This is a genomic window from Croceitalea rosinachiae (assembly GCF_031846445.1).
In the GTDB taxonomy this organism is placed as follows: Bacteria; Bacteroidota; Bacteroidia; order Flavobacteriales; family Flavobacteriaceae; genus Croceitalea; species Croceitalea rosinachiae.
On the sequence record NZ_JAVRHR010000003.1, the window covers coordinates 311,207 to 335,533 of the forward strand.

Below are 24,327 nucleotides of genomic sequence, written 5' to 3' on the forward strand. Positions count from 1 at the left end.
CGGGGTTATTTAATAAAAAAGCATTTTTATAGGCTCAATATTGCTAAATTGTTAATTTTGTCTATTGATTTAAATAGGTTAAAGTCATGATGAGATTTGAAGCACTAACAACGAGTCATAGTAGAATTCCCACGAACATAGAAGAATTGGATAAACGATCTAGTCTGTTTGGCACTAACGTGTTCAACAATGAAAAAATGCAACAGTTTCTTACCAGTGAAGCTTTTCATAAGGTTCAGGCAGCAATCTTTTCAGGAAGTAAAATAGATCGAAAAATTGCAGATCAGGTGGCTGAGGGAATGAAAGCTTGGGCGCTTTCTATGGGTGCAACGCATTACACACACTGGTTTCAGCCTTTAACTGGGGCGACCGCAGAAAAGCACGATGCATTTTTTGATTTGCTTGCTGATGGTCGAGGTATTGAAAAATTTGGTGGCAGACAATTGGTGCAACAAGAACCTGATGCCTCTAGTTTTCCTAGCGGGGGAATAAGAAATACCTTTGAAGCTAGGGGCTATACAGCTTGGGACCCAACTTCTCCGGCTTTTGTCTATAAAACTACTTTGTGTATTCCAACTATTTTCGTTTCATATACCGGTGAAGCTCTAGATAATAAAGCGCCTTTGCTACGTGCCTTACATGCGGTTGATGAAGCGGCTACAGGTGTTGCTCAATTTTTTGACAAAAACGTAAGAAAAGTACATGCCACTTTAGGATGGGAGCAGGAGTATTTTTTAATAGACAAAGCGCTTGCACAATCAAGACCAGATATTTTGATGACCGGTCGTACTTTGGTGGGCAATTCAGCCGCGAAAGGCCAACAATTAGATGATCATTACTTTGGCGTAATTCCGAGTAGGGTGCTCAGTTTTATGAGTGCTTTAGAAAAACAGTGTATGCTATTGGGTATTCCTGTTAAAACAAGACATAATGAAGTGGCGCCCAATCAGTTTGAATTGGCTCCGGTTTTTGAAGAAGCGAATCTATCCGTTGACCATAACCTGTTGTTAATGGATGTAATGGATGAAATTGCTGACCAGCATGGGTTTAAAGTTTTGTTCCATGAAAAACCCTTCGCGGGTATTAACGGTTCGGGCAAACATAATAACTGGTCTCTGGCCACAGATACCGGGGTGAATTTGTTGAGTCCGGGATCCACTCCGATGAAGAACCTGCAGTTTTTGACCTTTTTCATCAATACGATTAAGGCCGTGGATACCTATGAAGAATTATTGCGATCTTCAATTGCTTCTGCCAGCAATGACCATCGTCTAGGCGCTAATGAAGCACCCCCAGCCATTATTTCAATTTTTGTGGGCAAGCAATTAAGTGATGTACTTGATGAATTGGAAGGGGTTTCTAAAGGAAAACTATCTCCAGAAGAAAAGACAGAACTAAAACTTAATGTGGTTGGTAAGATTCCTGAAATATTATTGGACAATACGGATCGTAACCGTACCTCTCCTTTTGCTTTTACAGGCAATAAATTTGAAATGCGTGGTGTAGGGGCAAAAATGAATTGTGCCAAACCCATGACGGTTCTAAATACTATTGTAGCTAAGCAATTGACCGATTTCAAGAAAGAAGTCGATGCTTTAATCGATAAAAAAAGCCTTAAAAAAGATGAAGCTGTTTTTAACGTACTACGAGAATACATTAAAACCTCAAAACGGATACGTTTTGATGGTGATGGATATAGTGGAGATTGGGAGGCTGAGGCTCGCAAGCGAAAATTAAGTAATAATAAAAATACCCCTGAGGCTATTCGGGTATTGACTTCAAAAGAAAGTCTGGCACTTTTTGAAGCAACCAATGTAATGAACGATAAAGAGTTGGCCGCACATCAAGAAGTGGAACTTGACAATTACGTTTTTCATATTCAGATAGAAAGTAGCATTTTAAGCGAATTAGTTTACAATCATATCATACCAGCTACATTGAAATACCAAAATATATTACTTGAAAATATTGCGGGTTTGAAAGAGGTTTATGGTGCTGCCCATAAAAACCTTACCGAGCCGCAACTGAACATTTTAGAAAAAATGGCGGAACATTTGGTGCGGGCTAAAAAACTTGCCGACCAAATGACTGTTGTCAAAGAAAAATCGAATAAAGGAAGCAGTATTGCCAAACGTGCACAGGCCTATTGCGATGATGTTAAACCTTATTTTGAACAAATTCGAACACATGTTGACGCTTTGGAGCAATTGGTGTCTGATGAATTATGGCCATTGACCAAATACCGCGAACTGCTGTTTGTGAAATAATACTTTTTACACGTTGAAGAATTATTGGTAATTCCTATTTTTAAGGTATGAACCTGACCCTAAAAGATATTGAAGCAGCTAAAAAAAGAATTGATCCATATATTAATAAAACGCCAATTCTTACATCGTCACGATTAAATGAATGGCTGGGTCATGAGATTTATTTTAAAGCTGAAAATTTTCAAAAAATCGGTGCTTTTAAGGCCAGGGGAGGAGTCAATACCTTGGCCTGGCTTTTAGAGCAGGGGCATCTTCCAAGGCATATTGTAGCGAACAGCTCGGGTAACCATGCCCAAGCAGTAGCCTATGCTGCAAAGCAGTTTAATGTACCAGCAACTATTTTTATGGCAGCCTATTCTTCAAAAGTAAAGGTTCAAGCTACCAAAGCTTATGGTGCTAAGGTGGTGTTGAGTGAAACCCGTGATATAACCGATGCCAAAGTGACTGAAGCGGCAAAGGAAGAAGGCACTTTTTGGATTCCCCCTTTTAACCATGAACAAGTCATTAGTGGGCAAGGTACGGCTGCCTACGAAGCCTTAAAAGAACTAAAAGATATCGATGCGGTATTCACCCCTTGTGGCGGTGGCGGGCTGACCTCAGGTTCTTTAATTGCTACTCGCGGACTGATGCCTAATGCAAAAATGTTCGGTGTAGAACCCTTAAATGCAAATGATGCGGCCGAGTCATTACGAATAGGTAGTATTCAACGTTTACCTGGCGTACCAGATACCTTGGCAGATGGTGCTATGACTATGGCAGTTGGTGATATCACGTTTGATTATTTAAAACAGCTGGACGGTTTTTACGAAATAGAAGAAAAATATTTGGTGTACTGGACCCAATGGCTGACGCATTTGCTCAAGTGCCGAATAGAACCCACTTGTGCCATGCCCATGGAAGCTATTAGAAGATGGTTACAAACTCAAAAAACAAGACAACGGGTGTTGATGGTGATTTCTGGTGGTAATGTGGACCAACCCATGACACAAAAGATATGGGAAGAAGATTACCTGATCCAAAAACCAACGTTATTTGAATAATATACGTTTGTAAACGACTAGATTTTTTAAAATTCTTGAAATACAATCAGTTACCTTAATGAAGTGTATAAGTAATATATCCGAAATACCTTTATACAATTGTTAGCAAACATCAAAAACAAATAAATAGTGAGAAAATCCTACTTTTTTTTAATACTTGTATTCGCACTACTTTTAAGTGCCTGTAATACTAAAAAGCAGAACGCAAAAAATAGTGATGAACCAATTATAGAAAATGTTTATCTTGGTCAGAAACCTCCAGGCTTAATACCTGAGTTATTTGCTCCGGATATTATTCAAACTGAACATAGAGAGGCCGCAGCAGCCTTGACACCAGACTTAAAAGAGTTCTATTTTCGCAGAAGGGGCGGGATACATAAAAATAACACCTTAGTTGTTGTTGAATACAAAAATAACACATGGGTTGAGTCAGTTGTGCCACCCAGAGCGGGAGAGCCATTTCTTTCTCTTGATGGTAAGATGCTGCACTTGGGAAATAAATATAGGGAGCGAACCAACTCTGGATGGTCAGAAGTGAAAAGTCTTGATGCTCCTTTCAAAGATATTCGTATAATGCGTTTAACAGCGGCATCTAATGGAACTTACTACTTTGATGAGGCAAGTGAAACCGGTCCAATTCGTTATTCTCGTTTAATAAATGGTATACATGAAGAACCGAAAATGTTGGATATTGACTTAGGTCAATGGAATGCACATCCTTTTATTGCTCCCGATGAATCTTTTTTAATATGGGATGATCAAAGAGAAAGCGGATATGGTAAAGCTGATTTGTATATTTCTTTTAGACAGAAAGATGGTTCGTGGTGTAGGGCTATTAATTTAGGAGATAAGATAAATACGGAATTTGGAGAAGCATATGGAAGTGTTTCACCGGATGGAAAGTATTTTTTCTTTCATAGAAGTTTTGGTGGTGATACAGGAGATATATTCTGGGTAGATGCACAAGTCATCATGGCACTGAAACCAAATTAACAACAGTGACGTTTGGCAACAAAAAATAAAAATAATTGCTCTAATCTGGGCTTTAGCGAAGCTCATTGCAAGTTCAGTATTTCTGATTTTCCTAAGGAAAATTCTCGTACCTAGACTTTCAACTATTCTTGTACTTAACGCTGTGCCATCTAATTAAAATTGGAAAAAAAATCAAAATAAGACCGCTCAATTTATCAGATAAAGCTGAATTGGCAAAACTTGCAAATAATAAAAAGGTTTGGGATAATTTAAGAGATTATATTCCATTTCCATATAAGGAAGGTGATGCTGAATTTTTCATAAACTTAGCGATAAAAGAAGAACCAAAACAAACTTTTGGAATAGAGTACAAAGGCAAGCTTTCTGGAGTAATAGGGTTAGTCAAGCAAAAAGATGTCTATCAAAAATCGGCTGAAATCGGATATTGGATAGGAGAACTTTATTGGGGAAATGGAATCGCAACCAAAGCGGTAGAATTGATTATTAAATACGGATTTGACAAACTTGGCTTAAATCGAATTTATACGGGTGTGTTTGAATATAATATTGGATCAATGAAAGTTCTTGAGAAGAACGGATTTAAAAAGGAAGGAATATTTAAGAATGCGATTTTTAAAAATGACAAGGTCTATAATGAGCATAGATTTTATAAACTGAATGAAAAATAAAACGGCATGATACAATGGCCATAATTCAGCTTTGTTTCTCCCTTAATTTGAAAAACCTAACTTTAAACCATCGTGATTTCTTAGTTTGAAAACCCCACCTAATTTACCAAGCCAGAATCGTAGCATAACCGCTAGCACCAATAGCATCAGATGAAATTAATTCATTTATTATCAATACTAATTATATTAGTTTCTTGCTCTGGTAGGAAGACTAAATCGGAAGGAAAAATAAAAAAAGAGTCAGAGCAAAAAGTTGAAGTTTCAGACTTTCAAACTATTATTGATTCAGCAGGTATTATGGGTTCGGTTTTAATTTATGATTTAAAAGGTGACAAATATTATTCAAACAGTTTTCATTTGGCAAAAAGAGGAAATCTACCAGCGTCTACATTCAAAATCACTAATTCGATTATAGCACTTGAAACAGGAACAGTTGAAAATGATAGTACGGTTTTAAAGTGGCGCGGTGAGAAAAGAGGATTGAAAATTTGGGAACAAGATTTAATATTTAGGGATGCTTTTCACTATTCTTGTGTCCCTTGCTATCAAAAAGTAGCAAGGAAAATTGGAGAAAAAAAAATGAATAACTTTCTTAATAAGCTGGAATATGGAAAAATGAAAGTTGATTCAACCAATGTTGATTTATTCTGGCTTGAGGGAGAATCTCGAATTAGTCAATTTCAGCAAATAGATTTTTTAAAGAGATTATATCAATCTGAACTGCCAATTTCTGAACGCACGGAGACGATAATAAAAAGAATGATAGTAATTGAAGATGTTGATAACTATAAACTAAGTGGAAAAACAGGTTGGTCTATTAGAAATGGCAATAATAATGGTTGGTTTGTTGGATATATTGAAACTCGGAATAGAACATATTTTTTCGCAACAAATGTGGAGCCCAAACAACAATTTGATATGAATATATTTCCAACGATTAGGAAAGATGTGACTTTTAAGGCTCTCAAACAGATGGAAATAATAAAATAAAGGTGTTCACTGTATTACAAATCATTGCCGCCTATTGGCAGGGAATGCTCGTTATACTAACCGACAACAAAAATTAGAATCGAATTCCAGATGAAGATTGAAACTTTCAACCCCAAAAACAACGAGCTGAAAAAGTATATAGATAGTTATTATATCCTGGAACACTCCGAAAATGACATTACAATAAATTACTTGACTTTTCCTTCGCTTTATTCAATTGTCACTGTCGTTAATACAGCCGAAAATGTTATTCTGCGCAATAAAATTATAACAAAGTTTTCTAAGTCAAAACCATTGGAAACAAGCTTGGTTTGTAGATTTAATAAGCCCATTTGTTTTGAGTATCAAGGCAATGTGAAAGAAATCTGCATTTATTTTAAACCCCTAGGCCTTAACGCTTTCTTAGAGAAAGACCTAGCTAGTTACAGCCAAAGCTCGTTTGATAGATTCGTTCCCTTTTCTGATTACGAATTAGAAATGAAACGAATTTTAAACATTCAAGACAAAACAATTTTGGTTGAAGGTCTAGAAAAGTATTGGTTGAGCAAATTAAACGGATTCACACATTCATTTTTGAGCGATGCTATTTCTAGAATAGAAGAAAACTTGAAAATAACTACTGCTGAACTAGCAAGTGAATTCGATGTCAGTCAGAAAACATTAATCTTCCAGTTTAAAAAGCACTTATGCAAAAAACCTTCTGAATACAAAAAAATACTCCGCTTTAGAAAAACAATTGAAGAAATGAAGGGCTCTAATCAAAAGACCAGCTTAACTGAATTAAGCCATTTTATTGATTTTTTCGACCAATCTCATATGATTGCAAACTTCAAATCTTTAACTAGGCTTTCTCCCAAGGTATTTTTCGAAAATTTGACCACTATGGGGAACAGTAATGTTCATTGGATATTTGATTAGGGTAAATCTTTTACAATTTAGTCTGAGCTCAATTAGTCAAATTTGCATTCAATCTAAAATGACTTACTATGAAAAACTGCATTTGGACATTCCTACTTTCGTTTGCGATTTTGAGTTGTAATAGCAACCAAAAGAAAGCTCAAAAAGAAAATCCCGAAATTTCAGCAGGTAAAGAAGTATTACTAGTTGGAACATTTCATTATAATAACCCTGGTGCTGACGTTGCTAAAACTAAATCATTTGATATTCTAAACGAAGATTCTCAAACCGAGTTGAAAAGAATAAGTAAAAAAATAACAGATTACAATCCGACTAAAATATTTGTAGAATGGCCATACGATGAGCAAAAAGAATTAGATTCTCTTTATCAAGTATATGCCAAAGGGAATTATTTCGATAATGATAGTCTTTCTGATTTTTATTTAAAAAATGAAATTTTTCAACTAGCATTTAGGGTAGCAAAACGGAATAATATAAAAAAAATCTATGCAATAGATTATTCAACCTCATTTCCATTTGAGGATGTGATGAAAGAAATAGAACAAAACAATCAAACTGAACTTAAAAAGAAGATTGAAAATGGAATTTCTAAATTCACGGTTGATTTTGATAATAAAATTGAATCTGGAGTTTCGCTTACTGAACTTACTTATTTTGTTAATAGTCAGGAGATGCGTAAGTTTTCTAACTACTTTCACAATAATTTAATGCTCTTAGCAGGTAGTACAAAAGATTTTTCTGGACCTTTATTAACATCCGAATGGTTCAAAAGAAATCTATTTATGTGGTCATTAATTCAAAAAAATGTTACTAAATCCGACGAAAGAATTATGGTTTTGGCCGGGTCAAGTCATGTTGCAATGCTTGAGTTATTCATCAAAGAAAATGATACTTGGCAAGCCAAAGAATTACAACAGGTTATGGAAAAATAACTATGGCTAACAATGTGTAAAACTCATTGTTCTTCATAGCCTTCTTACTAAAGTCTTCACGAAATTTATTTTAGTGATTTATTTCTAAATTTAATGCTTAAACGCACCACGAAATCAAGTACTCACCGTTTTTATGTAATTGAATACTAAAATGAAAAATAGTTTCAAAGTTTCCAGAATTAAGGGAAATAATATTGAACAATTCACAGAACTTATAGACCTACTGAATGAGGTTTTCGAAGAACCTAGCAAAGTCGCTTCAGAAAGGCAATTAAAGAAACTATTGAGTAAACCTGAATTTCATGTAATTGCAGCAATCAAAGAAGGTAAAATTATTGGAGGACTGACGGCATATGAATTAGAGCGATATTATACTGATAAAAGCGAATTATATATTTATGATATAGCCGTCAAAAAAGAACTTCATAACCAGGGAATAGGAAAAAAGTTAATTGCCTACTTAAAAGATTATTCAACAAGAAATGGAATTGAATCAATTTTTGTTCAAGCACACCCAGAAGATGAACAAGCAGTTAAATTTTATAAATCTATCCTTGGCAAAGGAGAAAAGGTTGACCATTTCAATTTTGAAATAAAAACTGCATAGAACATTATTTAAAAATTCACTTTACATTAATCGATGTAGGTAATTTAAAACTAGAAATAAAAATGAATCAACCCCATTTTTTAAACTGCATTTTTAAACCAGAAAATCTTAGCTCAGATGAGTTAGAATTAATAGTTAAGCAGTTTGAAGAAGTTGCTTTTACAAAGAATGATTACCTCATTGAAAAAGGTAAAGTAGCTAATTACTATTACTTTTTAGAGACGGGTTTTTTACGTTCATATACTATTGATCTAGAAGGAAATGACATTACGACTAAATTTTTTTCAGAAAAAGATATTGTCATAGATTGGCATTCGTATTTTTTGAAAAAGCCTTGTAAAGAATCGATACAGGCCGTAACCAATGGCAAATGCTGGAAAATAAACTTTAATGATTTCATGAAATTATTTAATATTGAGGCTTTTAGGGCGGTGGGTAGAACAAGATTGGTCAATAACTATTTTGAATTGAAAAATCATTCCATATCCGTTATTGCCGACCAGGCAAAAGATAGATATCTGAATCTGATAAAAGAAAAACCTTCTATTGTTCAAAATGTTCCTTTAAAGCATATTGCTACCTATTTGGGAATAACAGACACGTCTTTAAGCAGAATCAGAAAAGAAATTACGTTATAACAACGACCAATGTTTTCAAATCAAGTACCACTTCTTTTTTCAATTTTGTTTTTAATTGCGTTTGCTTTTCCAGTAGTAATGGTAGCCAGCTTGGCAAAAAAAGGACAAGTTAAAAATGGATTTTGGGTGGTATTGGGTTTTTATATTCCATATTTAATACTTGTTGCTGTTGCAAGTCACAATGGTTTTTTTGACACTGTTATGCTTCCACCTAAAATTGTATTGACCACAACACTTCCATTGGCACTACTCGTTACCGTAATTTATGGCACCAAAAAATGTAAAGAGGTAAATGCTGTCTTAACTCTAGAATCTTTGGTCAAGATTCACATATTCCGGCTTATAGGAAGCACTTTTATAATTCTTTTCTTTTACGATTTATTACCAAAACCGTTTGCACTTTTTGCAGGTATAGGTGATTTGCTCACGGCCCTATCGAGTGTTTTTATTGTAAAAACAATTCAAAATAAGAAAAGCTATGCCAAAAAGCTGACGTTTGTATGGAACACTTTCGGTCTTATTGATATTTTAATTACATCAGCTATGGCGATTTTATTTACCAAAATCAGTATTGATAATAACGTTCAAGGGGTAGAAATTTTAACAGAATTCCCTTTTTGTTTTATTCCCGCTTTTGCCCCGCCTACTATAATTTTTCTTCATCTTCTGGTTTTTCGAAAGTTGTCTTGGCTTAAAAAAACCTAGTTTTTCATTTCTTGTCATAGGCAAAGTTTTTTCTCTTATTGCGCCTCTACTTTTGGGCTATTGTTTAAAACTTAAAAACCAAAAGAGATGAAAACAGAACAAAAATTTATGATGATATTCAGGTATATCCCCAATCCTGATTACAGACCCACACCACAAGAAATTGAACAAATGCGTCAAGATTGGGGCAGTTTTATAGGTAATATCGCTATAAAAGAGAAGCTAGAAAGTACGTATCAATTAGGTTTTGATGGGAAACAAATCAACAGTGATTTATCGATTAAAGAAGGAGTTTTAATTTCTGAAGAGAAAATGATCAGTGGAAATATGATTGTCAAAGCAAACTCTTTAGATGAAGCGGTCGCTATGGCTAAAGACAGCCCTATTTTAAAAATGGGAGGCACCGTAGAAGTAAGGAATATTATTCCGATGAAAAACTAAGCTAAATTCTAAAAAAATGAAGAGAATGATACCGATAACAATAGTTGTTGCATTAATTCTATTTTTAGGGATTGGGTTTTATTATGCGAATAAATTGCAACATATCCATATTCAAAGAACGGTAAGTATACAAGCTAATGCACAAATGGTGTTTAATAATGTACTTTATCTAGAAAACTTTACGAAATGGTCACCATTTTACGAAGCTGACCCTACCCAAAAGACGGTAGTTAAAGGAAATGATGGACAGGTAGGCGCTCAATTCCATTGGGAAGGAAATAATGGAAAAGACCTAGGCTATCAAGAAATCAAGGCGGTAAGACCTCTTGAATACATAGAGATGAAATGTGATATTCAAAAACCATTTAAGGCCAATCCAACCTTTGAATATAGGTTCTCAAATGCAGGGAACATTGTAAAAGTAGTCCAAGATTTTAATCTAAAATCCGGCATGGTCGATGCGTTCTTTATGTGGGTTTTTGGTGCAAAAAAAGATATGGAAAAAATGAACGCTAGAGGAATGGAACTTTTAAAACTGGCTTGCGAAAAATAGCAAAACCTTAAATGCATGAAAATAATAGCAGTTTTGATTTGTAATCAAAGCTGCTTTTTTATATTTACGAACAGGTCTTTCTTATACGATTTGTTTCAAAATCAACTGCTATTCTCATAAAAGACTATAACATCTTATAAAACGAGAAACAAATGAAAGAAATCAGCTTCTTATTCGCCGTTCTGCTCATAATATCTTGCAAAGAAACCGAAACCAATCCAACAGATGAACTGGCTATTAAAGGTCTAAAAGAATCGGTTGAAATTGTTCGCGATAAATGGGGTATTAACCATATTTATGCTAAAAACCAGTATGACCTATTTTTCGCCCAGGGTTATGCCGCTGCTGAAGACCGACTTTTTCAATTTGAAATATGGAGAAGACAGGCCACCGGCACCATAGCTGAAATTCTTGGCGAACGTGAACTGAATAGGGATATCGGCACGCGCTTGTTCAAGTTCAGGGGCGATATGACTACAGAAATGAATCACTACCATGAAAGAGGCACTGAAATTATTAATGCATATACTAATGGGGTCAATGCTTATATTGAAGCTGTTCTTAAAACCCCAGAAAGGCTCCCGCTAGAATTTAAAATGCTAGGTATTCTACCACAAAAGTGGACTCCAGAAGTTGTTATTTCTAGACATCAAGGACTTCTGGGCAATATTGGTCAAGAACTACAAATAGGAAGGGCCGTTGCTGCCATAGGGGAAGAAAAGGCTAAAGAGCTCTATTGGTTTCATCCCAAAGAACCAGATTTATCTATTGATTCGAGTATTAATAAGTCTTTTCTTTCTGAAGATATTTTGGGTTTGTACAATGCTTATCGTAAACCCGTCAAGTTTCAGAAGGAAGATTTGGTATCGGATTACCAAAATACCGCTGAGGCAGAAATGGTTTTAGCATTTTCAAAAGGTGAAAATGATTCTCTTTCCATTGGTAGTAATAATTGGGTGGTGAAAGGCGATTTGATGCAAGATGGAAATACTTACATGGCCAATGACCCTCATAGAACTATTGCAGTACCTTCTTTACGGTATATGGCACATTTGGTGGCTCCAGGTTGGAATGTAATCGGTGGTGGTGAGCCTGAAATACCTGGTATTTCAATTGGTCACAATGAATATGGCTCCTGGGGTTTGACCGTTTTTAGAACCGATGGAGAAGATTTGTATGTTTATGAATTGAATCCTGAAAACCCGAATCAATACAGGTATAAGGGTGAGTGGAAGGATATGGAGCAAATCACGGAAACTATAAAAGTGAAAGGACAAAATGATAGTATCGTAAAGCTTTCCTATACGTTACATGGTCCTGTTTCCCATACTGATACCGAAAACAATGTGGCCTATGCCGTACGCTGCGCTTGGTTAGAGTCAGGTGGGTCACCTTATTTGGCCTCTTTGCGAATGGACCAGGCCAAAACTTGGGAAGAGTTTAGAGAAGCCTGTAATTACAGTCATATTCCGGGTGAAAATATGGTTTGGGCGGATAAACAAGGCAATATCGGATGGCAGGCCGTTGGCATTGCACCCATCCGTAAAAATTTTAGTGGCTTGGTACCGGTACCTGGCGATGGGCGATACGAGTGGGAAGGCTATTTACCTATTATTGAAAAACCAAACAACTACAATCCTGAGCAGGGGTTTTTGGCAACTGCCAATCAAAACGTGACATCTAGTGATTATAAGCATTGGGACGCTATTGGCTTTTCTTGGTCAGACCCTTATCGCGGTGATCGAGTAAATGAAGTGTTACAGACAAATGAGAAGATGACCATGGAAGATATGAAAGCCCTCCAGACAGATTATCTTTCTATTCCTGCACGAATTTTAGTGCCCTTATTGAATGGAATTGTTTTTGAAGGAAAACATGCAGAAGCCAAAGCAAAATTGAAAGATTGGGATTATCGGTTAGAACCCAATTCCATTGCTGCAGCAATATACGTGGCTTGGGAAAATCAATTGGGTGATATGGCTGATGAACGATTCATTCCTGAAAAGGCTAAGGGCATTATCTCATCCCTGCAAATGAAGCGAATTGTTGATTGGTTGGTACGACCTAATGAAAAATTTGGTGCTAATCCTATTTTAGGAAGAAATCAGTTCTTGTCAGATGCTTTTGAGAAAGCCGTAATCGATTTAGAACAAAGGTTAGGCTCAGATATAAACAAATGGCACTACGGACAAACCGTAAATAAGCATACTTATATAACGCATGCCTTAGGTAGTATTGTGCACGATTCTCTTCAAGAGAAATTAGATGTAGGGCCATTGCCACGTGGTGGAAACTCATACACTCCTGGCTCAACAGGTGGTAATCTTAGGCAAAGCAGTGGCGCTTCTTTTCGCATGATAGTAAATACCGGAGATTGGGACCTTGCTATAGGAACTAATGGACCAGGTCAATCAGGAAATCCGGAGAGTCCTTTTTATAGCAATCTTTTTGAATCATGGGCAAATGATGAGTATTTCCCTGTTTATTATTCACGCGAGAAAATAGATTCTGTAGCGGTGAACACAAAGATTTTGAAACCATCAAACAAAGATTAATTTAGATTTGCAAAATTTGTAATAAATGTAAGGTTGATCGCAGTCTAAACCTATTTCTTAATATGTCACACATTTTAAAAAATCAAAACTTAGAAATTTATATTGACCTACCTGAAGAAAATTATACCGGCACCCGATTTGACTTGAGCGGTTTAATTAGAAAAGTGGTTTTCGAAGGGGTCGCTTTTGGAGCTTTGGAAGAGTTAGAGTCTGATCAACAAGACCAGTTGGGTTGTGGGTTTTATAATGAGTTCGGTATTGATTCCCCATTAGGGTTTGAAGAGACAGAAAAAGGAGAATGGTTTCATAAGATGGGGGTGGGGATGTTAAAAAAGGATGGTGATGAATACTCATTCGCACATAAATATGAGATACAACCTTGTGATTTTGGTGTTCAGAAGGATGCTGAAAGTATTCTATTTGAGCATAGTTCAAAGTTGCTCAATGGATTTGGATATCGATTGAAAAAGAAGATTATACTCGTCCGAGAAGGATTTAGAATCAATTATTTTCTGGAAAATACTGGTAATAAAAAGATTCAAACCTCAGAGTATTGTCATAATTTTTTAGCCATTGGCAACCAACCAATAGGTGAAGACTATGTTTTAAAATTTCTGTTCGATTTAAACTCAAACAACTTTAAAGAAAATGTGAACCCTGAAAACTGCGTTCAGTTTAAAAATTTCGAGGTCAGGTTTTTAAGCACTCCTGAAGAAGCATTTTTTTTTAGTCATTTAAATGGATATCAAACCGTAAGACCAATTTGGAACTTGGAAAACATGAGGCTAAATTTTGGTGTTCAAGAAACGACCGATTTTGAGACTTCAAAAATCAATTTATGGGGGTGTAAACATGTGGTTAGCCCTGAACTATTTTTTGATATTTCGTTGAATGTGGCAGAGTCCGTAAGTTGGTCAAGATATTATCGCTTTTATAAATCGACGGAGTAATCTAAATGTAAATTCCTTTTTTAGCTTAAAATCCATTGAAAACTTCTAACTTTTTAGTTGATTCTTCTAACCTCTGATTGCTTATTTTTGCCCAAATATAATTTTTCATGCCCTCAGACACCAGTAAAAGATATGCCCAAAGGGGAGTTTCCGCATCAAAAGAAGATGTTCATAACGCCATTAAGAACATTGATAAAGGCCTGTTTCCTAAAGCTTTCTGCAAGATAGTCCCTGATTATTTAACGGGAAGCGAAGATCACTGTTTGGTCATGCATGCCGATGGTGCCGGCACCAAATCTTCTTTAGCTTATATGTACTGGAAAGAAACTGGTGATGTTTCTGTATGGAAAGGTATAGCTCAAGATGCCTTGATCATGAATATTGATGATTTAATTTGTGTTGGGGCAACAGATAACATCATGCTTTCATCAACTATTGGGCGTAACAAAAATTTGATTCCTGGGGAGGTGATTTCTGCCATCATTAATGGAACCGAAGAGCTTATTGCCGATTTGAAAGCGCATGGTATGACCATTCATTCTACCGGAGGTGAAACTGCTGATGTTGGTGATTTAGTAAGAACTATTATAGTAGATTCCACGGTTACCGCTCGCATGAAGCGCAGTGAAGTTATAGACAATGCAAATATTAAAGCTGGTGATGTTATTGTAGGTTTGGCTTCTTTCGGTCAAGCTAGTTATGAAAAAGAATATAATGGCGGTATGGGCAGTAACGGATTGACCTCGGCACGCCACGATGTGTTTTCAAAATATTTGGCTGAGAAATTCCCTGAAAGCTTTGATGCTGAGGTTCCAGCAGAATTGATTTACTCAGGTCAAACTAAATTAACAGATGCTGTTGAAGATTCACCATTAGATGCTGGTAAGCTGGTATTGTCGCCAACTCGTACTTACGCCCCTGTGGTAAAGAAGGTTTTAGAAAAATATTCTTCAAATGAAATCCATGGTATGGTGCACTGCAGTGGTGGGGCACAAACCAAGATTTTACATTTTGTAGATAGTTTACATATCATAAAAGACAACCTATTTGAAATTCCGCCATTGTTCAAATTAATCCAAGAGCAATCAGGTACGGATTGGAAAGAAATGTACCAAGTTTTTAATTGTGGTCACCGATTAGAACTTTACGTTGACGAATCTATTGCCGGCGATTTAATTTCAATATCGAAAAGTTTTGATATCGACGCTCAGATTATAGGTAGGGTAGAAGCTTTAGAAACTAAAAAACTTACCATTAAAAGCGAATACGGTACATTCCAATATTAAACATACGATTAGCTTAAAAATGGCGTTCTTTTTATAAACCCCAATGCTATGGAAAGAAAAAAATTTTTAAAAACGCTTGGCGCAAGTGCTGCCTTTGCTGTGGCCTTCCCTTGTTTACATGCCTGTTCGTCAGATGCCGAAGAAGAACTAGAGACTTTTCCGGTTCCTGATGGGGTTGATTTTACCGTTGATTTGACAGCTGCAGAAGCCGCTCCACTTGCCAACAATGGAGGTTTTATCCTTAAAAACTTTGTAGTCATTGCGCGTAATCTTGAAGGTAACTTGGTCGCAGCAAGTCAGGTATGTAGTCATCAACAAACCGAAGAGGTACGCTTTATCTCTGAAGATGGCGGAATATTTAGATGCAGTACGCACGGTTCAAGATTTTCACAGAACGGAACACCTTTGAATACCATTACGAATAATCCCTTGAAAATTTTTAATACGGAACTTAACGGAGATGTATTGAGGGTTTTCGAATAGACTGTTTTACCAAGCAAACATAGCGAGAATGAAAAAAAAACTGCTTTTTAGCGCGCTGCTATTTCCTTTGTGTTTATTGGCTCAAAATTGGGAAACTGAATATGACAAGGCCCTTTTAAAGGCCCAAATTGAGAATAAGCCCATAATACTTGTTTTTGCGGGTTCAGATTGGTGTGCACCATGCAAATTATTGGATAAACAAATATGGCAGTCGGAAGTGTTCAAAAACTATGCTAGAGATAATTATATACTCTACAAAGCGGATTTTCCACGAAAAAAAGGTAATCAATTAACAGAAAAAACTACCTTAAGAAATGGAGAATTAGCTGAAAAGTTCAATAAGAAAGGATATTTTCCATTAGTTGTTGTTTTGGATAAAGATGAATCTGTATTGGGCACCGCAGGGTACAAAAGAAAAGAACCAAAAGCGTATATTACACTGTTCAATTCTTTTCTTAAATGAGACTGATAGTTGCGTTACTTACCTTTTTAATTTTCGCCTTTCATTCGTTCGCGCAAGAAGACCTTATTACTGTTTCCAAAACCTTAAAGTTGATGGGTTCACGGTTTGAAATTACAGTTGTAGCTCAAAACGAAGACATCGGTTATATAAATATCAACGAGGCGGTCGCTGAAATAACCAGAATAGAAAAGGTTATTTCGTCATGGGATGCTGATTCAGAGACTTCATTGATTAATAAAAATGCCGGTATTCAGCCTGTAAAGGTGAGTCTAGAACTATTGGGTTTAATAGAACGTGCCAAAAAGATATCAGAAATCACTGATGGCGCCTTTGACGTTTCTTATGCTTCTCTTGATAAAATATGGAATTTCAATGGAGAAATGAAGCAGTCCCCCTCAAAAGCGGCCATATTGGAATCCGTTTCAAAAATAGATTTTCATGATATTGTTTTGAATAAGGAAGAATCGACTGTTTTTCTGAAAGAAGCAGGAATGAAATTAGGTTTTGGGGCTATTGGTAAGGGCTATGCAGCTGATAAAACGAAAGCACTTTTAATTTCAAAAGGGGTGATTGGCGGAATCATAAATGCCTCTGGCGATTTAACCACTTGGGGTACTAAAAATACAGGTGAAAAGTGGATGGTAGGAATTACTAATCCATTAGATAAGAATAAAGTGTTTTCATGGCTTCCAGTGATTGAGTCTTCCGTGGCTACCTCAGGAAATTATGAAAAATATATTGTTATTAACGGTGAGAAATATTCACACATTATTGACCCTAGAACCGGCTACCCAACAAAAGGGGTAAAAAGTGTTTCGGTTTTTGCCAAGAAAGCGGAGTTATGTGATGCCTTGGCCACTTCAGTGTTCATTATGGGCAGGGATAGTGGTATACATATGATAAATCAGTTACCAGGTGTTGAAGTTGTGGTCATTGATGATGAAAACGAAATTCACAAAAGCTCAGGAATCATTTTTGATGCAGCCAAGTAATGGATGTTTAATGAACATAAAAAAAATAATAAAATGAGAAAGTTGATACTGTTGTTTTTGGTTCTAATTCTAAGTAGTTCGTGCGTTGTAATCAAAGAATATGAGAAAGTGTATATCAATGATGCGGAAATGCAATTGAGTTTAAAGGGTATGGACCGTTTTGAAACTAATTTTCAAATATATAGAGAAGCGGCTTCAGGGGCCAATGGTGGCAAATCAGGTGGCGGCTGCGGTTGTAACTGAAACCCAAATTTTGTTTACAAAATTTAATGTCTGAATGGTATTTGGCAATTTTAATAATAAAAGAGATTTTGAATAAAATTATATTCTTTCTTCTGTTTGGTGTGACCTTTTTAGGTCAAGCCCAACAAGAAAATACATCTTACAAAAAAAGGGTTCTTGAAACCAGTGAATTAGAGATGTTATTCAGCTATTACAGTCAAGATGGTCAGAATGCTGCCGTTAGTGGAGGCGAGGGTACAGAAGAATTGACTGATGCTACTTCAACCTTGGTATTAAAAATGCCTCTGAATGAAGATGATGTTTTGACCGTAGATGTCGGCATATCTGCGTATACTTCAGCCTCGTCAAGTAATATAAACCCTTTTGATGGTGGAGGAACAGCCACTCCTTTTGATGCCTCTTCTGGAGAATCAAGGAACGATGTCTTAGCTTACTTTAATCCATCATATTCTCATAGTTCTGATGACCGAAATAGCATTTGGACTGCAAAGGCATATGCATCAAACGAATACGACTATTTTTCAATTGGTTTTGGAGGTTCTTATACCCGTCTGTTCAATGAAAAAAATACCGAAATTTCTTTAGCTTTTCAGGCTTTTTTAGATAGCTGGAATCCCCAATACCCAGTAGAACTTAGAGGTGGTTTTGAAGGTAACATTCCAGGTTACGCTCCTGGCTTTACACGTTTTGAAAATGAAAATCGAAATTCTTATTCGACTACTCTGAGCATTTCACAGATATTAAGTAAACGTTTACAAGGGTCCCTCTCTATTGACATTGTGGTTCAAAATGGCTTGTTGAGCACGCCCTTCCAACGAGTGTATTTTGGAGATGTGGAAGATTTTTTTGTCGAAGACTTTCAATTGGCGGATGATGTTGAACGATTACCTGATACTCGATTTAAAATTCCAATCGGTGGACGATTGAATTATTATGTTAACGATTTTCTCATACTTAGATCGTATTACCGTTTTTATTTTGATGATTGGGGAATTACTGCCCATACGGCAAGTCTTGAGGCACCCATTAAGTTAAACGACAAATTTACCCTATACCCTACCTATCGATACTACACACAATCTGATGCGGATTACTTTTATCAAAAGGAAGAGGCATTTTCCGACTTTGCTTTTTATACTTCTGATTTCGACTTATCAAAATACAGTGCCAACCAATATGGATTTGGACTGCAGTATAAGGATATTTTCACTAAAACAAAGTTGTTCTTTTTTGGCCTTAAGACCATTGACTTAAAATATAGTTATTATGATCGCAGCAATGGGTTGAATGCATCTATTTTTACTTTAGGCACCAATTTCATTATTGACTGAGCAGACCCTAAATCGTTGTCTTTTAAAAATTGTAAATTCGCTGCATAATACGACGATTGAAGCATGCTTGATAAACTGAATATTGTAAAGCAACGATTTGATGAGGTTTCTGATTTAATCATCCAACCTGATATCATTTCGGATCAAAAGCGTTATGTGACGCTGAATAAAGAATATAAAGATCTTAAACACTTATGTGAAAAGCGAGATGAGTATATAACGCTTACCAATAATTTAACTGAGGCTGAAGAGATTATTGCGGATGGTAGTGATTCTGAAATGGTAGAGATGGCCAAGATGCAATACGATGAAGCAAAAGAAGGCTTGCCTAAGTTAGAAGAAGAAATAAAGTTTTTGCTGATTCCTAAAGATCCTGAAGACGAAAAGAATGTTGTAATGGAAGTTAGGGCAGGAACTGGTGGAGATGAAGCCAGTATTTTTGCTGGAGACCTTTATCGAATGTATGCCAAGTATTGCGAATCTAAAGGCTGGAAGACCAATATTATGGATTTAAGTGAAGGTACCAGTGGAGGTTATAAAGAAATCCATTTTGAAGTCACTGGAGACGATGTATATGGAACATTAAAGTTTGAAGCTGGCGTGCATAGGGTGCAACGTGTGCCTCAAACCGAAACACAAGGTCGCGTTCACACAAGTGCTGCAACCGTTATGGTAATTCCTGAAGCTGAAGATTTTGATGTGCAGATAGATCCCAAAGATGTTAGAATAGACTTTTTCTGTTCTTCAGGTCCTGGTGGGCAATCGGTGAATACAACCTATTCTGCTGTTCGTCTGACCCATGTTCCGACCGGACTTGTTGCACAATGTCAGGATCAAAAATCGCAGCACAAGAATAAAGAGAAAGCCTTTAAGGTTTTACGTTCAAGGCTTTATGATTTAGAATTGGCCAAGAAACAGGAGGCTGATGCAGCAAAACGAAACTCACAGGTGAGTAGTGGAGATCGCTCTGCAAAGATTAGAACCTATAATTATCCACAAGGTAGGGTAACCGATCACAGAATTGGCCTTACACTTTATGATTTGCAAAATATTATCAACGGAGACATTCAGAAGATTATTGATGAATTGATGCTTGTTGAGAATACCGAAAAACTAAAAGAAGCCTCCGAGATATTTTAAGTTGATGTTTACTGTATTCGAATGAAGATTCAAGACCTAGTAGCCCAAATCAAAAAAAAACAATCTTTTCTCTGCGTAGGATTGGATACAGATTTAGATAAAATTCCACAACATCTTTTAAAAGAAGAAGATCCGATTTTTGAATTTAATAAGGCAATTATTGATGCTACGCAAGAGTTTTGTGTTGCCTATAAGCCAAATATTGCCTTTTATGAGGTTTATGGACTAAGTGGATGGAAATCATTGGAGAAGACTATTACATATTTGAATGCCAATTACCCTGAGCAGTTCACTATTGCGGATGCAAAACGAGGCGATATTGGAAATACATCAACTCGTTATGCCAAAGCGTTTTTTGAAGAACTAAACTTTGATTCTATTACCATAGCACCCTATATGGGAAAAGATTCCGTCGAACCTTTTCTAGCATTTAAAGAAAAGCACACCATTTTGTTAGCACTTACTTCAAATACTGGTGCTTTCGATTTCCAAACCAAAATAGTTGAAGAGCAAGAATTGTATAAAAGAGTTTTAAAAACTTCAAAAGCATATGAAAATGCTGGTAATTTGATGTACGTTGTCGGAGCTACAAAGGCAGAATACCTTAAGGGAATTCGAGAAATTGTACCAGAAAGTTTCTTATTAGTGCCGGGTATTGGGGCACAAGGCGGAAATTTGCAAGAAGTTTGTAAATATGGTATGACCAAAGATATTGGTCTTTTAATCAATTCAAGTCGTGGTATTATCTACGCATCAACAGATACCAAATTTGCATTTTCTGCTCGCGAAAAAGCAAAACAACTACAGCAACAAATGCACCTGGAGCTGAAGCAACTAGATTAAGTTTTCTAATACACTTTTAATGCTATGTGCTTTAGATTCAAAAAAGTCAGCAAGACGGGCATCTATTTTTCCCATATTCGATGCTTTTTCCATAAAAAACTGATAGCGATGCTCTAAAACGGCCACTGCGTGGTTTCCACTTGTAATTGATGTCACTGCACCAACTCTGCAATATTGATTTTCCATTGTAAAAGATTTGTTATACCAAAGATACGTTGAAAAAGCATTTTTGGACGTACAGTAGAAAGTGTATACATCTAAAAATCAGGCAGTTTGTCTAATTTTAACGCTTAATTAGCATTCCGCTTAAATTTGAGAAGGTTTGTTGGTAAAAAATTAACGTATTTTTAGCCAAAATATTTCGTTGCTCCACTACACAACATACAGGCATCAATCGTCTAAAGAATGGGTTACTTTCGTTCATGGAGCAGGAGGCAGTTCTACAATATGGTATAAACAGCTCCGAGACTTTAAAGAACATTTTAATGTTTTGCTCCTCGATTTAAGGGGGCATGGTAATTCCAAACCCAATTTGAAAGATGCATTTAGCGATAAATATACTTTTGATTCTATCACTGAAGATATTGTTGAGGTAATTGATTATGAGAAAATTGAAAAGTCGCATTTTGTAGGTATTTCATTGGGCACAATACTTATACGTAATCTAGCGGAAAAATACCCTAGCAAAGTGTCAAGTATGATTATGGGAGGGGCGATAATGAAGTTAAATTTTCGTTCGCAAGTCCTTATGCGTTTGGGAGTAGTTTTTAAGTCTATTGTACCTTATTTATGGTTATATAAGTTTTTTGCTTTTGTGATTATGCCCAATAAAAATCATAAAGAATCACGTTTATTATTTGTTAGGGAGGCGAAGAAGCTTTATCAAAAAGAATTTATTAGATGGTTTAAGTTGACCTCAGAAATCAACCCTTTACTCAGATTTTTTAGAGGTGCTGACATTAAAATACCGACTTTATATGTCATGGGTCAAGAAGATTATTTGTTTTTGCCTACCATTGAAAAAATTGTAGAGCACCACATTGTCTCTGAGCTTTTTATTGTTCCCAATTGTGGGCATGTGGTCAATGTTGAAAGGCCTATGGTTTTTAATACTACGGTGATTGGTTATTTATCAAAATTGAAATTTTAGGTATGAAAGCCTTATTCATATATTTCATTTTATTTCTGCCCATTTATCTCATAGCACAACAAGAAGATTGTAATTGCTGTTCGCAAGAACAAAAGGCATTTGATTTTTGGGTTGGTGAATGGAAGGTGACAGACTCTAATGGAAACTTGGCTGGTTATAATACTATAACAAAAGAAGAATCTGGATGTGTTTTGAAAGAAAAATGGACTAGCGCAAAACCTGGCTATACAGGTACTAGTAATAATTTTTTCAATAAGCAAAGTAAAAACTGGGAGCAACTTTGGGTTGATAATTCTGGAAATCATTTAAAGTTAATTGGTAACAAAATTGGAAATCAAATGATTCTCTCTTCTGAAGAGTTTAAGCATACTGATGGAAAATTTTATGTGAATCGTATTAGCTGGACCGAAAATTCGAATGGTACTGTAAGACAGCTTTGGGAAGTATTAAGTAAAGGGAAAGTAGTAAATGTACTTTTTGATGGACTTTACGCTCGAATAAAATAAGCAATATAAAGACAGCTCTGAAGTTTTTGATAGCTAATTCAAATAAATCACTCTAAAAATGAGACATAAATTTTTTTAGAAGTATGTATCAGAGCCGCCTTATATAGTTAAGTTGAGTGTAAATAAACATCGTAAACTGCTAGTTTTGGGTAATCCTTATAAACTATTACTAAATCCCGATATTTTTTTACCTCGAAAAATAAAGAGTCGCACAAGCCTTGTTACGACCCTTTATTTTAAAGCCATTTACATCTAATTATAACCTGGGTTTTGATCTAGTAATGGATTCCTATCCCTAGCTGACTGTGGTATTGGAAAAACGAGTCTATTGTCATTGAACGGAAGCCCACCTATATCTCTTTCGGTTCTTTTATAATCATGAAGTAGAAATCCTTCAAAAGCAAGTTCTAATTCTCTTTCATTAAGAATTAAACCTAAGGTTAGGGCTGTAAGTGCTGGCGCCGAAGACCTAGCTCTTAAGGCATTGATTTCGTCTAATGGTGACAAACCTATTGCTGTTGCCAATCTAAAATTACATTCAGCTCTTATTAAGTGCATCTCAGCAATTCTGATATGGGTAGCATTAGCAAATTGTCTAGCAAATTTTGAAGTCAGCGTGAAACCATCACTAACACCTTCACCTGGATAGGTGAAATTTCTTCTTTCATCTGTCAAAGAATCAAATTTATCTAGATAACCTGGTTCTATAGCAATATCCCCACCTCTTCCTCCAAGTGCTTGCGTTGCATAATATAGGTTAGAATTATTACTGCCTTCTTGAACGTTAACAACCCAAGAAAAAATAGTTTCATTGGGGTTGTCATCTGTATCAAAAGCTTCGGTATAGGTGGCAGTTAGTGCATGTCCACTATTTTGCAATACATCATTGGCGGCATCCCTAGCACCAGCAAAATTGCCTTGCTGTAAGTAAACCCTTGCCAGAACTGCCATGGCTGCATAACGATCAGCCCGGAGTCCATTACTGTCTGGTAATAAAGAGACTGCATCGTTTAAATCGGTGATAACCTGGGCATAAACATCTTCAACGGTATCTCTAGGTACCGCTCTACTGACATCTGGTGGTAAAAGTACAATTGGGACCCCTAGCTGAGTGTTGTTTCCAGCTGCATTATACTGTTGACCGTAAAGACGAACCATATCAAAATAGACCAACCCCCTTAAAAACTTGGCTTCTCCTTCTACGCGATTGCTCTCTGTAGCATCTTCAAATTTATCAAGATTATCAAGTACTGTATTTACATGGCCGATAATTGAATAACTATCCGCATAAATATTCAAAGCACTTGCATTATCGTTGATCATAGCCTTGTTGAACAAATCTCTAAGGTTAGAAAATGTTCCGTTCCAACTTACTTGGTCGGTGTTACCTAGTAAATCAACAGCAACATTGATTTCGCCACTATAGTTGCCACTATATAGGGGTGCTACATTATCTGGGCTTGTGTTTCGACCGATATCGTAGGCCTCTAACAATATGGCATTTATGTTCTCTGGAGTGGCTGTTGCAGCATCTATGCTTATGCTCTGTTGTGGCTGTAGATCCAATTCTTTTTCACAGGAAATAGTTCCTATAAAAAACATCATTAATAGTATATTTTTAATAAATTTCATG

26 protein-coding genes are annotated in these 24,327 nt (G+C 36.1%); 24 read left to right on the plus strand and 2 right to left on the minus strand.

What is annotated here, in order from left to right; all coding sequences use genetic code 11:
- Positions 1-89: 89 nt before the first annotated feature.
- The 22 genes from RM706_RS14005 (at position 90) to pyrF (ending at position 21,038) form a co-directional block, all read left to right on the plus strand.
- Positions 90-2,267, plus strand: coding sequence for a glutamine synthetase III family protein (locus RM706_RS14005; RefSeq protein WP_311353007.1), 2,178 nt, complete (start codon positions 90-92; stop codon positions 2,265-2,267).
- Between the two features lie 47 nt (positions 2,268-2,314).
- Positions 2,315-3,307, plus strand: coding sequence for a serine/threonine dehydratase (locus RM706_RS14010; RefSeq protein WP_311352624.1), 993 nt, complete (start codon positions 2,315-2,317; stop codon positions 3,305-3,307).
- 129 nt (positions 3,308-3,436) lie between these two features.
- Entirely contained in the window at positions 3,437-4,300 is an 864-nt protein-coding gene (locus tag RM706_RS14015) for a TolB-like translocation protein (RefSeq protein ID WP_311352627.1), read from the plus strand.
- 128 nt (positions 4,301-4,428) lie between these two features.
- A complete protein-coding gene (locus RM706_RS14020) occupies positions 4,429-4,968 on the plus strand; it encodes a GNAT family N-acetyltransferase (RefSeq protein WP_311352629.1) in 540 nt (179 codons plus the stop codon).
- Between the two features lie 150 nt (positions 4,969-5,118).
- Complete coding sequence (gene blaOXA / locus RM706_RS14025; RefSeq protein WP_311352630.1) at positions 5,119-5,958, plus strand: class D beta-lactamase; 840 nt, start codon at positions 5,119-5,121, stop codon at positions 5,956-5,958.
- 477 nt (positions 5,959-6,435) lie between these two features.
- Complete coding sequence (locus tag RM706_RS14030; RefSeq protein ID WP_311352632.1) at positions 6,436-6,876, plus strand: helix-turn-helix domain-containing protein; 441 nt, start codon at positions 6,436-6,438, stop codon at positions 6,874-6,876.
- A gap of 68 nt (positions 6,877-6,944) precedes the next feature.
- The gene (locus tag RM706_RS14035; protein ID WP_311352634.1) at positions 6,945-7,808 is read left to right on the plus strand and encodes a DUF5694 domain-containing protein; all 864 of its coding nucleotides are present in this window, start codon (positions 6,945-6,947) and stop codon (positions 7,806-7,808) included.
- 151 nt (positions 7,809-7,959) lie between these two features.
- A complete protein-coding gene (locus tag RM706_RS14040; protein WP_311352636.1) occupies positions 7,960-8,415 on the plus strand; it encodes a GNAT family N-acetyltransferase in 456 nt (151 codons plus the stop codon).
- A 62-nt stretch (positions 8,416-8,477) separates the two neighbouring features.
- Positions 8,478-9,053, plus strand: coding sequence for a Crp/Fnr family transcriptional regulator (locus RM706_RS14045; protein ID WP_311352639.1), 576 nt, complete (start codon positions 8,478-8,480; stop codon positions 9,051-9,053).
- Positions 9,054-9,062: 9 nt separating this feature from the next.
- A complete protein-coding gene (locus RM706_RS14050) occupies positions 9,063-9,758 on the plus strand; it encodes a DUF8737 domain-containing protein (RefSeq protein WP_311352641.1) in 696 nt (231 codons plus the stop codon).
- 87 nt (positions 9,759-9,845) lie between these two features.
- On the plus strand, positions 9,846-10,199 hold the full coding sequence (locus RM706_RS14055; protein ID WP_311352643.1) for a YciI family protein: 354 nt from the start codon (positions 9,846-9,848) through the stop codon (positions 10,197-10,199).
- Positions 10,200-10,215: 16 nt separating this feature from the next.
- Positions 10,216-10,752 (plus strand): SRPBCC family protein, encoded by a 537-nt coding sequence (locus RM706_RS14060; RefSeq protein ID WP_311352645.1) that lies wholly within the window; start codon positions 10,216-10,218, stop codon positions 10,750-10,752.
- A gap of 152 nt (positions 10,753-10,904) precedes the next feature.
- Positions 10,905-13,307 (plus strand): penicillin acylase family protein, encoded by a 2,403-nt coding sequence (locus RM706_RS14065; protein WP_311352647.1) that lies wholly within the window; start codon positions 10,905-10,907, stop codon positions 13,305-13,307.
- 62 nt (positions 13,308-13,369) lie between these two features.
- On the plus strand, positions 13,370-14,257 hold the full coding sequence (locus RM706_RS14070; protein ID WP_311352649.1) for a hypothetical protein: 888 nt from the start codon (positions 13,370-13,372) through the stop codon (positions 14,255-14,257).
- A 107-nt stretch (positions 14,258-14,364) separates the two neighbouring features.
- Entirely contained in the window at positions 14,365-15,543 is a 1,179-nt protein-coding gene (locus RM706_RS14075; protein WP_311352651.1) for an AIR synthase related protein, read from the plus strand.
- 48 nt (positions 15,544-15,591) lie between these two features.
- Entirely contained in the window at positions 15,592-16,026 is a 435-nt protein-coding gene (locus RM706_RS14080; protein WP_311352652.1) for a QcrA and Rieske domain-containing protein, read from the plus strand.
- Between the two features lie 28 nt (positions 16,027-16,054).
- Positions 16,055-16,489 carry a thioredoxin family protein gene (locus RM706_RS14085; protein WP_311352654.1) on the plus strand — a complete coding sequence of 145 codons (435 nt, stop codon included), beginning with the start codon at positions 16,055-16,057 and terminating at the stop codon, positions 16,487-16,489.
- Complete coding sequence (locus RM706_RS14090) at positions 16,486-17,481, plus strand: FAD:protein FMN transferase (protein WP_311352656.1); 996 nt, start codon at positions 16,486-16,488, stop codon at positions 17,479-17,481. Before RM706_RS14085 ends, RM706_RS14090 begins: the two co-directional genes overlap by 4 nt.
- Positions 17,482-17,514: 33 nt before the next feature.
- Positions 17,515-17,724 carry a DUF4266 domain-containing protein gene (locus RM706_RS14095; protein WP_311352658.1) on the plus strand — a complete coding sequence of 70 codons (210 nt, stop codon included), beginning with the start codon at positions 17,515-17,517 and terminating at the stop codon, positions 17,722-17,724.
- Between the two features lie 68 nt (positions 17,725-17,792).
- The gene (locus RM706_RS14100; RefSeq protein WP_311352660.1) at positions 17,793-19,055 is read left to right on the plus strand and encodes a DUF3570 domain-containing protein; all 1,263 of its coding nucleotides are present in this window, start codon (positions 17,793-17,795) and stop codon (positions 19,053-19,055) included.
- 63 nt (positions 19,056-19,118) lie between these two features.
- Positions 19,119-20,195, plus strand: a complete 1,077-nt coding sequence (gene prfA, locus RM706_RS14105; RefSeq protein ID WP_311352663.1) for a peptide chain release factor 1 — start codon at positions 19,119-19,121, stop codon at positions 20,193-20,195.
- Between the two features lie 21 nt (positions 20,196-20,216).
- Positions 20,217-21,038, plus strand: a complete 822-nt coding sequence (gene pyrF / locus RM706_RS14110; RefSeq protein WP_311352664.1) for an orotidine-5'-phosphate decarboxylase — start codon at positions 20,217-20,219, stop codon at positions 21,036-21,038.
- Here pyrF and RM706_RS14115 read toward each other — a convergent pair.
- Complete coding sequence (locus RM706_RS14115; RefSeq protein WP_311352667.1) at positions 21,030-21,224, minus strand: hypothetical protein; 195 nt, start codon at positions 21,222-21,224, stop codon at positions 21,030-21,032. The genes pyrF and RM706_RS14115 overlap by 9 nt on opposite strands.
- Before the next feature lie 178 nt (positions 21,225-21,402).
- Between RM706_RS14115 and RM706_RS14120 the strand changes: the two genes are divergently transcribed.
- Both RM706_RS14120 and RM706_RS14125 read left to right on the plus strand, forming a co-directional pair.
- Positions 21,403-22,188, plus strand: coding sequence for an alpha/beta fold hydrolase (locus RM706_RS14120; RefSeq protein ID WP_311352669.1), 786 nt, complete (start codon positions 21,403-21,405; stop codon positions 22,186-22,188).
- 2 nt (positions 22,189-22,190) lie between these two features.
- On the plus strand, positions 22,191-22,694 hold the full coding sequence (locus RM706_RS14125; protein WP_311352671.1) for a hypothetical protein: 504 nt from the start codon (positions 22,191-22,193) through the stop codon (positions 22,692-22,694).
- Positions 22,695-22,946: 252 nt separating this feature from the next.
- Here RM706_RS14125 and RM706_RS14130 read toward each other — a convergent pair whose 3' ends face one another.
- A complete protein-coding gene (locus RM706_RS14130; RefSeq protein WP_311352673.1) occupies positions 22,947-24,326 on the minus strand; it encodes a RagB/SusD family nutrient uptake outer membrane protein in 1,380 nt (459 codons plus the stop codon).
- Position 24,327: the final 1 nt, after the last annotated feature.

What these genes read in the sequence shown, in the direction of transcription:
- RM706_RS14040 (WP_311352636.1), top strand. Translation starts at nt 7,960, where the DNA reads ATGAAAAATAGTTTCAAAGTTTCCAGAATTAAGGGAAATAATATTGAA.
- RM706_RS14075 (WP_311352651.1), top strand. Translation starts at nt 14,365, where the DNA reads ATGCCCTCAGACACCAGTAAAAGATATGCCCAAAGGGGAGTTTCCGCA.
- RM706_RS14060 (WP_311352645.1), top strand. Translation starts at nt 10,216, where the DNA reads ATGAAGAGAATGATACCGATAACAATAGTTGTTGCATTAATTCTATTT.
- RM706_RS14115 (WP_311352667.1), bottom strand. Translation starts at nt 21,224, where the DNA reads ATGGAAAATCAATATTGCAGAGTTGGTGCAGTGACATCAATTACAAGT.
- RM706_RS14045 (WP_311352639.1), top strand. Translation starts at nt 8,478, where the DNA reads ATGAATCAACCCCATTTTTTAAACTGCATTTTTAAACCAGAAAATCTT.
- RM706_RS14130 (WP_311352673.1), bottom strand. Translation starts at nt 24,326, where the DNA reads ATGAAATTTATTAAAAATATACTATTAATGATGTTTTTTATAGGAACT.
- RM706_RS14010 (WP_311352624.1), top strand. Translation starts at nt 2,315, where the DNA reads ATGAACCTGACCCTAAAAGATATTGAAGCAGCTAAAAAAAGAATTGAT.
- RM706_RS14085 (WP_311352654.1), top strand. Translation starts at nt 16,055, where the DNA reads ATGAAAAAAAAACTGCTTTTTAGCGCGCTGCTATTTCCTTTGTGTTTA.
- RM706_RS14035 (WP_311352634.1), top strand. Translation starts at nt 6,945, where the DNA reads ATGAAAAACTGCATTTGGACATTCCTACTTTCGTTTGCGATTTTGAGT.
- RM706_RS14065 (WP_311352647.1), top strand. Translation starts at nt 10,905, where the DNA reads ATGAAAGAAATCAGCTTCTTATTCGCCGTTCTGCTCATAATATCTTGC.
- RM706_RS14095 (WP_311352658.1), top strand. Translation starts at nt 17,515, where the DNA reads ATGAGAAAGTTGATACTGTTGTTTTTGGTTCTAATTCTAAGTAGTTCG.
- RM706_RS14080 (WP_311352652.1), top strand. Translation starts at nt 15,592, where the DNA reads ATGGAAAGAAAAAAATTTTTAAAAACGCTTGGCGCAAGTGCTGCCTTT.
- RM706_RS14005 (WP_311353007.1), top strand. Translation starts at nt 90, where the DNA reads ATGAGATTTGAAGCACTAACAACGAGTCATAGTAGAATTCCCACGAAC.
- blaOXA (WP_311352630.1), top strand. Translation starts at nt 5,119, where the DNA reads ATGAAATTAATTCATTTATTATCAATACTAATTATATTAGTTTCTTGC.
- RM706_RS14070 (WP_311352649.1), top strand. Translation starts at nt 13,370, where the DNA reads ATGTCACACATTTTAAAAAATCAAAACTTAGAAATTTATATTGACCTA.
- RM706_RS14090 (WP_311352656.1), top strand. Translation starts at nt 16,486, where the DNA reads ATGAGACTGATAGTTGCGTTACTTACCTTTTTAATTTTCGCCTTTCAT.
- RM706_RS14030 (WP_311352632.1), top strand. Translation starts at nt 6,436, where the DNA reads ATGAAACGAATTTTAAACATTCAAGACAAAACAATTTTGGTTGAAGGT.
- pyrF (WP_311352664.1), top strand. Translation starts at nt 20,217, where the DNA reads ATGAAGATTCAAGACCTAGTAGCCCAAATCAAAAAAAAACAATCTTTT.
- RM706_RS14055 (WP_311352643.1), top strand. Translation starts at nt 9,846, where the DNA reads ATGAAAACAGAACAAAAATTTATGATGATATTCAGGTATATCCCCAAT.
- RM706_RS14050 (WP_311352641.1), top strand. Translation starts at nt 9,063, where the DNA reads ATGTTTTCAAATCAAGTACCACTTCTTTTTTCAATTTTGTTTTTAATT.
- RM706_RS14125 (WP_311352671.1), top strand. Translation starts at nt 22,191, where the DNA reads ATGAAAGCCTTATTCATATATTTCATTTTATTTCTGCCCATTTATCTC.
- prfA (WP_311352663.1), top strand. Translation starts at nt 19,119, where the DNA reads ATGCTTGATAAACTGAATATTGTAAAGCAACGATTTGATGAGGTTTCT.